At 44.3% G+C, this 11,823-nt stretch carries 4 protein-coding genes, 2 tRNA genes, 3 rRNA genes and 1 pseudogene; 1 reads left to right on the forward strand and 9 read right to left on the reverse strand.

The window, feature by feature from the left end; all coding sequences use genetic code 11:
- The first annotated feature begins 106 nt into the window (after window positions 1-106).
- On the forward strand, window positions 107-649 hold the full coding sequence (locus AC4MCC_RS14205) for an NADPH-dependent FMN reductase (RefSeq protein WP_005232867.1): 543 nt from the start codon (window positions 107-109) through the stop codon (window positions 647-649).
- A gap of 256 nt (window positions 650-905) precedes the next feature.
- Here the strand turns inward: AC4MCC_RS14205 and AC4MCC_RS14210 are convergent.
- The 9 genes and pseudogenes from AC4MCC_RS14210 to AC4MCC_RS14250 form a co-directional block, all read right to left on the reverse strand.
- A pseudogene (locus AC4MCC_RS14210) lies at window positions 906-1,301 on the reverse strand (tautomerase family protein).
- Window positions 1,302-1,652: 351 nt separating this feature from the next.
- Complete coding sequence (locus AC4MCC_RS14215) at window positions 1,653-2,810, reverse strand: PQQ-dependent sugar dehydrogenase (RefSeq protein ID WP_491880455.1); 1,158 nt, start codon at window positions 2,808-2,810, stop codon at window positions 1,653-1,655.
- A gap of 143 nt (window positions 2,811-2,953) precedes the next feature.
- Window positions 2,954-4,348, reverse strand: coding sequence for a GGDEF domain-containing protein (locus AC4MCC_RS14220; RefSeq protein WP_491885472.1), 1,395 nt, complete (start codon window positions 4,346-4,348; stop codon window positions 2,954-2,956).
- A 578-nt stretch (window positions 4,349-4,926) separates the two neighbouring features.
- Window positions 4,927-5,041: ribosomal RNA gene (gene rrf, locus AC4MCC_RS14225) — 5S ribosomal RNA — on the reverse strand.
- 234 nt (window positions 5,042-5,275) lie between these two features.
- Window positions 5,276-8,167 (reverse strand): 23S ribosomal RNA (locus AC4MCC_RS14230).
- A 461-nt stretch (window positions 8,168-8,628) separates the two neighbouring features.
- Window positions 8,629-8,704, reverse strand: a tRNA-Ala gene (locus tag AC4MCC_RS14235).
- A 57-nt stretch (window positions 8,705-8,761) separates the two neighbouring features.
- Window positions 8,762-8,838, reverse strand: a tRNA-Ile gene (locus tag AC4MCC_RS14240).
- Between the two features lie 61 nt (window positions 8,839-8,899).
- Window positions 8,900-10,437: ribosomal RNA gene (locus AC4MCC_RS14245) — 16S ribosomal RNA — on the reverse strand.
- Together the 16S, 23S and 5S rRNA genes with 2 tRNA genes alongside form the textbook arrangement of a ribosomal RNA operon.
- 730 nt (window positions 10,438-11,167) lie before the next feature.
- A complete protein-coding gene (locus AC4MCC_RS14250) occupies window positions 11,168-11,458 on the reverse strand; it encodes a hypothetical protein (RefSeq protein WP_104426812.1) in 291 nt (96 codons plus the stop codon).
- Window positions 11,459-11,823 lie beyond the last annotated feature (365 nt).

An 11,823-nucleotide genomic window follows, 5' to 3' on the forward strand; every position in this document is an offset into this window, starting at 1 on the left:
GCTCCTTCGGGAGCTTTTTTAGTTTCTGGATACAAATCCTCTCTAGTCTCTGTTCAGAAATCTGATTAATTTAATTTGATGAGCATGCGATAAGAAAGGGAAAGATATGAAAATTTATATTGTGGTTGGCAGTGTGCGTGAAGGACGTACAGCAATTAAGGTCGCACATTGGGTACTACAGGAAATTAAAAAATATGGTTTTAGCACGCTTGAAACCGAACTTGTCGACTTAAAAGAATGGGATCTTCCGCTTTTTGCTGGTTCTCATCCCCCATTGACCGGTATTTATGATCAGCCGAAACAGCAGGAATGGGCCGACTTTATTGCCCTTGCGGATGCATTTATTTTTATCAGCCCTGAATATAACCATGGCTATAGCCCGGCATTAAAGAATGCGCTGGATTATCTGGCCAAGGAATGGCAAGGCAAACCGGCAGCTTATATCGGTTATGGCGTCACCAACGGCTCACGTTCCATTGATCAGATCCGTCAGGTCGGCACTCAGCTTGGCATGGTGGATACCAATGCGATTGTAGAGCTTCGGGATATTTTTAGTCGTAATAAAGACTACAGCTTTGAAGGGAATGAATTCGACAATAAAACACTCAGAGATGTCGTGGATAAACTGATCCAATATGTCAGTGCCTGAGGACGACAGCAATGTGCGCTTTAGCCTACAGGCAGCACAGAATTTGTCGGCTATTCTCACTTTCAGTTCAAGGCTATAGTTTGATTCATAGACAGACAGGAAGTCTGCAAAGCGATACAACAACAATAAAAAGCGCAGAGTAATAGGACGTTGACAGGTCAGACAGGAGTCAGATCTGAGAAGCAAATCCAGAAAAGCCTCAACAGGATGTTGGGGCTTTTTTGTATTTAAAATCTTTTATTTTTCTTAAAAAAAATCAGATCTCTACATTAAAGCCTAAATTGACATCACAGGCCGTTTGCCCACCGCGGATTCCCCAGTTTTCCAATGGACTTTCTCGCAGATGAATCAGAATATGATCAGGCGGAATGCCCAATTTTCCCAAGCTTTCTACAATCTGCTGATACAGTTTGCGCTTGGTCTCCAGACTTCGGCCAGCGAAGCAGTCAATACTGATCAAGGTAAAGTATTAAGGCTGAGCCAGATGAGTCATATACTGAAAACGATGCGCTTCATGTACCACCAGCCGGATATTACGGTCATAGTCAGGCAGTTGAAAGGCATTTTTCACACATTGAAATACGCAATTGAGTAACTGCTCTTCATCAGCATGGGAATATTGCTGCTGGACTTCAATTTGAACGGTAGGCATGTGCTTCTCCTTTTTATTATTTTATTGAATAGAGAGATGAGCTTCAATAAGGCCTCCTATCTCTACCATATCGTAAAATTATCCTGAGAACTCTGGAATTAATCGGATAAATATTTTCAAGTGAGCTTGTCGCCTCTGGCCTACAGCAGATGCGGTCAATGCCTCTACTCGGTCTTTCTGACTCAGGCTATATTGAGTACATACCAAGACAGGAAGTCTTGCAAAAACAAGAATAAAACATCGGCAGGATGCTGATCGATACCGGAGGAAAGGTATCTGAGCTAAATTTGAAAAGGCCCTCACAGGAGTTGGGGCCTTTTTCTTTCATTCTGATATTAACTATTTAGCTTTTTACTGAGGGGTGGTCATCTTAAGCAACTTGGCTTTTGGACTATCTTCAATCACCCAGAGTGAGCCATCTTTGGCCTGAATCGCACCACGAATCCGCTCTTTCATATCCAGTCGCTGTATTTCTTTCGCAGGATTTTGAGTGGTATCAATTACAATCATTGCCTGAGAAGACAGACCTGTAGCAATGGCTTTATTTTTCCATTGAGGAAAGCTATTGCCAGTATAGAACAACAAGTCTGAAGGAGAAATTACTGGAGTCCAATCTAGTGCTGGTGCTTCAAACTCTGGTCGGGTGCTGTGATCTGGAATCGGCTTGCCATCATAATGATCCCCATTGGAGACGATCGGATAGCCATAATTTTTGCCTTTTATCACTTTATTCAGCTCATCACCGCCTTTAGGACCCATTTCAATCACCCAAAGCTGCCCTTGTGGATCAAATGCCAAACCGAGAGGATTACGGTGTCCCAGACTCCAGACCTGCTTGGCAATTTCGCCCTGATTCATAAATGGATTATCGGAAGGAATTGAACCATCGTCATTCAGACGAATAATCTTGCCGGCATTGGAGTTCATGTCCTGGGCTGGATTAAATTGCTGACGTTCACCCGAACTGATCCAGAGCTTATTGTCTGAGCCAAAGATAATCCGGTGCCCATAATGACCCTGTCCTGAAGAAAATTTCGGTACCTGAGTCCAGATTTTTTTGATCTGAGTGAGTTGAGGGGTGCTCTTGGTGAGATCTAGTTTGCCATGAACCACGACTGCACCATAGCCACCCTGCCCCTGTTCGGCATAACTGAGATACACCCACTGATTCTTGGCAAAGTCAGGATGGAGTGCAATATCGCCTAAGCCACCTTGTCCGCCATAGGCCACTTGAGGGATACCCTGAACAGTTTGAGTGCTGCGATTGGCTGGATTAAATATTTTTAACTTTCCAGATCTTTCAGTAATCAGTAAGCGCTGATCCGGCAGCTCAGTCAGTGCCCATGGCTCATTCAACTGCGCAAATTCTTCGACTTTATAGGCTTGCTGTGTGGTTTTGGCAGCGGATTGTCCAGCGGGCGGTGCTGAAGTCTTGTCTTGGGCACAGGCAGTCAGGCTATAGGAACCTAAGCCTAATAATAAAATTGCTGCTAGTTGAGTCTGTTTCATTGTTATTCTTCATGCTAATTTCATTCAGATAAATACCAATTTAGCATTCCAGACAGCGGCTAAAATAATAAAAAAGTAAAGGAATCGTAAGCGGATATAACTTGATCAGATAAAGAGAGCTGATGTATTGATTGGATTTTTTATTATTTAATACAGGCTGAATCACGAAGAATTTTTGCCTGATACAGCTGTTGATCAGCTGTTTTCAGTAAACGGTCAACATTTCTATAGATATGTTCAGCATCCATAACCGCTGCCCCAACACTGATACTAATCCAGGTCTTGTCATCCCCACGATTGGCATGTTCCAAATTGAGCTGACGAATAGCCTCACAAAGTTGCTCGGCAAAATCTTTGGCTTCTTGCCAAGAAATATCTGCCAGTAAAACGGCAAATTCCTCACCACCATAACGTGCCAGAAAGCCATTTTCAGGCAATATTTGCTGAATAGTTTGAACCAGTGTTTTTAAAATATAGTCACCTTTGAGATGGCCATAATAGTCATTATAGTTTTTAAAATAATCTACATCGATCATATAAACAGCCAGCGAAGTCTGATTTGCGATTGTATATTCATATTGCTGCTGAAGCTCTTCATTTAAGGCAAAGCGATTATAGGCACCTGTCAGCGAATCCAGCCTCACCTGCTGCGCGAGTTTCTCATTGAGCAAGGTGATATCACGCGTACGGTCCCGAACCTTCTGATCAAGTTCTTTATTCAGGCGCAAAAGCTGCTTGTTTAACAACTCGGTATTAATACTTTGCACCGCATAATCACGGCTGAGCTGAAAGGTAATTAAAATGAAATAGGCACAAGATGTATAAAATGCAATTTCAACTGAATCTATCACCTTTAAAGCAAGTAAATAGTCATGCAGGAAGGTCAGGCAGACCAGCACCACCGCAATAGAATTGATCTTGGAATAACGCACATGCGATTTATGCATGCGGTAAGCGCCATAAAGCAGATTAATAAAGACCAGTACTGCAATACTAAAGCTCTGGAAAAAGAAGCTCTGGAATATATAAGGCAGCGTAAACAGGGTCACAGCCACATTGATACTAATTAACAAAGCTGTGATTTTTAATAAATAAGGATTTAACAGTCGATAAGGCAATAAATAGATATAAATCAGGAAAAATAGAGTCGCCAATTCAGTCAGTAAATACTCAAATCGTGTGCCCCATACCCAGGAAATATTCGTGAATAAAGTATAAATAAATGGAACTGCAAAGAAGCTACGCAGGCTCAAGCACAGAATAAATAACCCTAGAAACAGCAGCAAATTACCTGCTTGCGTTTTAAGGCTGCGAAATACTGCAAAGAACACCATAAAGCAGCCAATCATCAGCAGAACGCCACTGATCACACTTAAAGGAATCACCTGATCATAAAACTTATCCAGAATAGGCTGGTTAAAGCCAATAAACATGCTGTTTTCCAGCCCGCCACGGATATGGTGATAACTTGAAGCCTGAATGGTAATCGTCACTTCTCGCTGTGAGGGAAAGAAAGAAGCCAGCTTTGGCGCCATCATGGTCTGATGCTGACCATGTATGCCTACCTACCCTACTTCTATCAGGAGATAATCATCGACATACATGCTATAAGCCCCATACTGGTATGGTACATAAACATAAACCGCATGATTAATGGCTGATTCAGGTAGCCTGAAGGCTTTTTGAAAAGTTCCAATATGGTCTTTATGACCTGTTAAGGTCAGGAAAGAATTAGGTAAATGAACTTTTTCAGCAGCAAGAGTCTGATTAGAGGAAGTTAACTGAGATGGTCACTGCCCAGAAGTGGGATCAATCAGCTGATTGGGGTAGAAATCCCATTCTCCATCGAGTTTGACATACTGATGATGATCAAAATTTAATTCTGTTACAGCGTATAGCTGTGGAGAAATCAAACTGAGCCATATCAACACAAATGTGTTTATGAGAATCTGCTGCATATGACTCAGAGAATAAAAAATATTTACACGAGTAGTATAACATTTTACAGCTGATCAGAGATTATACAGCTGTAAAAAATTAGTCGTTAAAGAGAGAAAAGTGATTATATAAATATAAAAAAAGCCCCCTGCATGAGCAGAGGGCTTTTGGAATAATGAGCTGGCGATGACTTACTCTCACATGGGATACCCCACACTACCATCAGCGCTAAGAGGTTTCACTTCTGAGTTCGGGAAGGGATCAGGTGGTTCACTCTTGCTATGGTCGCCAGCACAACTGGTATGCTTACTCGCTATGGTCTTATTTACGTTGCTTGCGCTTCGTTTGCCTAGCTTTCTTCAAATAGAATGCATTAACAGATGTATCTGAGTTCTTGCGAGTAGAACTAAGCAGTGCTTAATTATACTCTCATTTGTTCGATTAGCTTAACTAAATCAAGGCTTCGTCTGATCGTTAGATCAATATGAAATCAATTGATGCTTTATATACAACTGCTTGGGTGTTGTATAGTCAAGCCTCACGAGCAATTAGTATTGGTCAGCTTCATGCATCACTGCACTTCCACATCCAACCTATCAACGTCGTAGTCTTCAACGGCTCTTTAGGAGACATAAAGTCTCGGGGAAATCTTATCTTGAGGTAGGCTTCCCGCTTAGATGCTTTCAGCGGTTATCCCTTCCGAACATAGCTACCCGGCGATGCGACTGGCGTCACAACCGGTACACCAGAGGTTCGTCCACTCTGGTCCTCTCGTACTAGGAGCAGATCCTCTCAAATTTCCAGCGCCCACGGTAGATAGGGACCGAACTGTCTCACGACGTTCTAAACCCAGCTCGCGTACCTCTTTAAATGGCGAACAGCCATACCCTTGGGACCTGCTTCAGCCCCAGGATGAGATGAGCCGACATCGAGGTGCCAAACACCGCCGTCGATATGAACTCTTGGGCGGTATCAGCCTGTTATCCCCAGAGTACCTTTTATCCGTTGAGCGATGGCCCTTCCATACAGAACCACCGGATCACTAAGACCTACTTTCGTACCTGCTCGACTTGTGGGTCTCGCAGTTAAGCGCGCTTTTGCCTTTATACTCTACGCGTGATTTCCGACCACGCTGAGCGCACCTTCGTACTCCTCCGTTACTCTTTAGGAGGAGACCGCCCCAGTCAAACTACCCACCAGACATGGTCCTCGCTCCCGATCAGGGAGCAGAGTTAGAACCTCAATATTACCAGGGTGGTATTTCAAGGACGGCTCCATGGCAACTAGCGTCGCCACTTCAAAGCCTCCCACCTATCCTACACAAGTAAGATCAAAGTTCAATGTCAAGCTGCAGTAAAGGTTCACGGGGTCTTTCCGTCTAGCCGCGGGTACACCGCATCTTCACGGCGAATTCGATTTCACTGAGCCTCTGCTGGAGACAGCGCCGCCATCATTATGCCATTCGTGCAGGTCGGAACTTACCCGACAAGGAATTTCGCTACCTTAGGACCGTTATAGTTACGGCCGCCGTTTACTGGGGCTTCGATCAATAGCTTCGCTTGCGCTAACCACATCAATTAACCTTCCAGCACCGGGCAGGCATCACACCCTATACGTCCACTTTCGTGTTTGCAGAGTGCTATGTTTTTAATAAACAGTTGCAGCGGCCTGGTTTCTGAGGCTGCCAACAGCTCAAGGAGCAAGTCCTATCACCGCCGGCAGCGTACCTTCTCCCGAAGTTACGGTACCATTTTGCCTAGTTCCTTCAGCAGAGTTCTCTCAAGCGCTTTGGTCTACTCGACCTGACCACCTGTGTCGGTTTCGGGTACGATTCCAGTGTAACTGAAGCTTAGAGACTTTTCCTGGAAGTATGGTATCAGCCACTTCACCAGTAAACTGGCTTGCTATCAACTCTCAGCATAGAGCACCCCGGATTTGCCTAAGATGCATGCCTACTGTCTTCCACCTGGACAACCAACGCCAGGCTGACTTAACCTTCTCCGTCCTCTCATCGCATTACACTGAAGTATTGGAATATTAACCAATTTCCCATCGACTACGCCTCTCGGCCTCGCCTTAGGGGTCGACTCACCCAGCCCCGATTAACGTTGGACTGGAACCCTTGGTCTTTCAGCGAACGGGTTTTTCACCCGTTTTGTCGTTACTCACGTCAGCATTCGCACTTCTGATACCTCCAGCATGCTTCTCAACACACCTTCATCGGCTTACAGAACGCTCCCCTACCACTTGCAATAAATTGCAAATCCGCAGCTTCGGTACATAGTTTTAGCCCCGTTACATCTTCCGCGCAGGCCGACTCGACTAGTGAGCTATTACGCTTTCTTTAAAGGGTGGCTGCTTCTAAGCCAACCTCCTAGCTGTCTATGCCTTCCCACATCGTTTCCCACTTAACTATGATTTAGGGACCTTAGCTGGCGGTCTGGATTGTTTTCCTCTTGACTACGGACGTTAGCACCCGCAGTCTGTCTCCCGGATAGTACTCATTGGTATTCGGAGTTTGCATCGGTTTGGTAAGTCGGGATGACCCCCTAGCCGAAACAGTGCTCTACCCCCAATGGTATTCGTCCGAGGCGCTACCTAAATAGCTTTCGGGGAGAACCAGCTATCACCGAGTTTGATTAGCCTTTCACCCCTATCCACAAGTCATCCCCTGGCTTTTCAACGACAGTGGGTTCGGTCCTCCAGTTAGTGTTACCCAACCTTCAACCTGCTCATGGATAGATCACCCGGTTTCGGGTCTATACCCAGCAACTAAACGCCCTATTAAGACTCGATTTCTCTACGGCTCCCCTATTCGGTTAACCTCGCTACTGAATATAAGTCGCTGACCCATTATACAAAAGGTACGCAGTCACCACACAAAGTGGCTCCCACTGCTTGTATGCATGCGGTTTCAGGATCTATTTCACTCCCCTCACAGGGGTTCTTTTCGCCTTTCCCTCACGGTACTGGTTCACTATCGGTCAGTCAGGAGTATTTAGCCTTAGAGGATGGTCCCCCTATATTCAGACAAGGTTTCACGTGCCTCGCCCTACTCGACATCATCATATCAGCCCTTTCGTGTACAGGACTATCACCCACTATGGTTGCACTTCCCAGAGCATTCCACTAAAACTGATATGACTTAATGGGCTGTTCCCCTTTCGCTCGCCGCTACTGAGGGAATCTCAATTGATTTCTTTTCCTACGGATACTGAGATGTTTCACTTCTCCGCGTTCGCCTCATAAACCTATGTATTCAGTTTATGATACCGACCTTATAGCCGGTGGGTTTCCCCATTCAGACATCTCCGGATCACAGGATATTTGCCGCCTCCCCGGAGCTTTTCGCAGGCTATCACGTCTTTCTTCGCCTCTGACTGCCAAGGCATCCACCACATGCACTTAATTACTTGACTATACAACCCCAAACAGTCGTTCATCCCTACAAGTAGGATAAACAACATAATCAACCGATCACTCAGTTAATTACACAGTTAGAGTCTCGTGAACTTAATCACTGTACAGCTTCAATTAGATTCATATACCAAAACGCTTGATTCAGTTAATTTCGCTAGTTCTCATTCAATCACTTCAACTTCACAACCGAAGTCGTGTCGTTTCCGCTCTTGTATGAGTATGAACAAATTATTTCAACTCAAATATATTCTGTTAATGATTTAATGCATCCTCGTCGGACTGCATTACTGTGATAAATCACAGAGGTTAATAACAATGCCGCGCATTATACGCCGCTTTCTTACTAAGCTCTATAAGCTATCAAACCGTTTGCCTAAGGCTTAACCTCCAAGACAACTACGCGATCACTTCGTGATCTTGTCTTGCATACTTTTTAAAAGCAGTGCTTTAAAAAGTATTCTGGTGGAGACTAGGAGAGTCGAACTCCTGACCTCCTGCGTGCAAAGCAGGCGCTCTACCAACTAAGCTAAGTCCCCAGCTTATCAATAAGTCAATGTATCTTACTTCGTCTGCAATTAACGCTTCGTCAGTAGTGGTGGGTCTGACAAGACTTGAACTTGTGACCCCACGCTTATCAAGCGTGTGCTCTAACCAACTGAGCTACAGACCCTCAGATACATCGTCATGAAGAACAACTTGTTGTGGATTCTTACCAATCGTCAATCTTTCGTTAAGGAGGTGATCCAGCCGCAGGTTCCCCTACGGCTACCTTGTTACGACTTCACCCCAGTCATCGGCCACACCGTGGTAAGCGTCCTCCCTAAGGTTAGACTACCTACTTCTGGTGCAACAAACTCCCATGGTGTGACGGGCGGTGTGTACAAGGCCCGGGAACGTATTCACCGCGGCATTCTGATCCGCGATTACTAGCGATTCCGACTTCACGCAGTCGAGTTGCAGACTGCGATCCGGACTACGATCGGCTTTTTGAGATTAGCATCTGCTCGCGCAGTAGCAACCCTTTGTACCGACCATTGTAGCACGTGTGTAGCCCTGGCCGTAAGGGCCATGATGACTTGACGTCGTCCCCGCCTTCCTCCAGTTTGTCACTGGCAGTATCCTTAAAGTTCCCACCCGAAGTGCTGGCAAATAAGGAAAAGGGTTGCGCTCGTTGCGGGACTTAACCCAACATCTCACGACACGAGCTGACGACAGCCATGCAGCACCTGTATCAGAGTTCCCGAAGGCACCAATCCATCTCTGGAAAGTTCTCTGTATGTCAAGGCCAGGTAAGGTTCTTCGCGTTGCATCGAATTAAACCACATGCTCCACCGCTTGTGCGGGCCCCCGTCAATTCATTTGAGTTTTAGTCTTGCGACCGTACTCCCCAGGCGGTCTACTTATCGCGTTAGCTGCGCCACTAAAGCCTCAAGGGCCCCAACGGCTAGTAGACATCGTTTACGGCATGGACTACCAGGGTATCTAATCCTGTTTGCTCCCCATGCTTTCGCACCTCAGTGTCAGTATTAGGCCAGATGGCTGCCTTCGCCATCGGTATTCCTCCAGATCTCTACGCATTTCACCGCTACACCTGGAATTCTACCATCCTCTCCCATACTCTAGCTAACCAGTATCGAATGCAATTCCCAAGTTAAGCTCGGGGATTTCACATTTGACTTAATTAGCCACCTACGCGCGCTTTACGCCCAGTAAATCCGATTAACGCTTGCACCCTCTGTATTACCGCGGCTGCTGGCACAGAGTTAGCCGGTGCTTATTCTGCGAGTAACGTCCACTTATCCCAGGTATTAACCAGGTAAGCCTCCTCCTCGCTTAAAGTGCTTTACAACCAAAAGGCCTTCTTCACACACGCGGCATGGCTGGATCAGAGTTGCCTCCATTGTCCAATATTCCCCACTGCTGCCTCCCGTAGGAGTCTGGGCCGTGTCTCAGTCCCAGTGTGGCGGATCATCCTCTCAGACCCGCTACAGATCGTCGCCTTGGTAGGCCTTTACCCCACCAACTAGCTAATCCGACTTAGGCTCATCTATTAGCGCAAGGTCCGAAGATCCCCTGCTTTCTCCCGTAGGACGTATGCGGTATTAGCGTCCCTTTCGGAACGTTGTCCCCCACTAATAGGCAGATTCCTAAGCATTACTCACCCGTCCGCCGCTAGGAATCAGGTGCAAGCACCCTATCCCCGCTCGACTTGCATGTGTTAAGCCTGCCGCCAGCGTTCAATCTGAGCCATGATCAAACTCTTCAGTTAAAATCATTTCGAGTTTTATAAGTAAAACTCTTAAACTTGGCTCATCAATTTTCTGACAAATATTTCTCAAATAAACTTCGAGTAATTTCTACCATTCAATCAATGAAAATAATTTCGATTAATCAACCAGTAAAAATCCACACAAGTTGTTCTTCATAATCTCTTAATGATCTTTCTAACATCTCGTCAATGCCAGAAGCTGGACTTCGATAAACTCAACAACTCAACGCTTCGCGTTTCGTTTGTTTCCGTCTATCTCGTCGGTATGGGTGCATTCTAGAGGATTTCAGAATCATTGCAACCCCCAATTCACTATATTTTTCACGTATGTATCTTTTTTCTACGAATTTCGTTAAAAAATTGCTTTTTTATCTAAATTTTGAGCATTTTTCTTCAATAAAAGCCGTATTCATTGCAATTCAATTTAAAACAGTAAAATTTATTAAGACCTGATAACTATCAAAAAACTGTAATTTTTAAATAAGGCCGTAAAATTTAAGGGCTGTATCCAGAATTTTCCGAAACTTTCTTATATCAGGTTATATATTTTGCTGTTTTCTATCCGACTTATATATATGGGGCTTTTTGCAAGGTCAAAATCCTTGCTGTATACAGATTTTTCTTAACACTCGGTTTTAAAGAACAAAAATAAGGATATGATCTTTCTAGGTTTCAGATCATCCAAAAATCTTACTTAAGCGCAGAAGAATAAGCAGAAGATTAAAATCGATTAAGCCACATTTGAGTATTTATCTTTTATCCAGTGCTGCATCACTTCCTCAATCACTTCTTTCTTACCACTATAGTCTTCAGCAGCAAACAATAATTTGGCCCGACGTGGCAGGCGTTCTTTGACTAATGAAAAGAGTAAATAGTGGGAGGCAAGATCTAATTGCTGAAATAAGGCCTGTACCTGATCAAAAGATTTTTGTTTTCGCTCAGCAGACTCATATTCGAAGAGAAAACGCAAAATGAAATCGATGTCTTCATCAAACATCTGTTCAGTCTGGTATTGATACACCTTATTTACCTTTCTTTTTATAGATGGATTGAGATTCAAAGATGATTCATTCATCTCACTATGGATTTAACCTGAATCCAAGCTGATTCATCCATCTTTGTGTTGAATTTATTGAAGATTGAACATCATATAGCCAGACAACACCAATAAAAAAGGAAGAGATCTCTCCCAAAATCTCTTCCTTAGAATTGAATCTTTACCCGATCCATTATGTCATTATTATAGTTATTCACATTATATTAACTTGTCTCTTTACTTAGAGACCTGATCAATTATGGAGTTGTCTGTTATTGATCATTACCCTCTAGATATGCTTTTCACGTAATCTCTAGACGAATAAATCTTATACACAAAAAACCAGAAAT

The sequence above is a fragment of the Acinetobacter sp. CAU_H_56 genome (assembly GCF_058599425.1).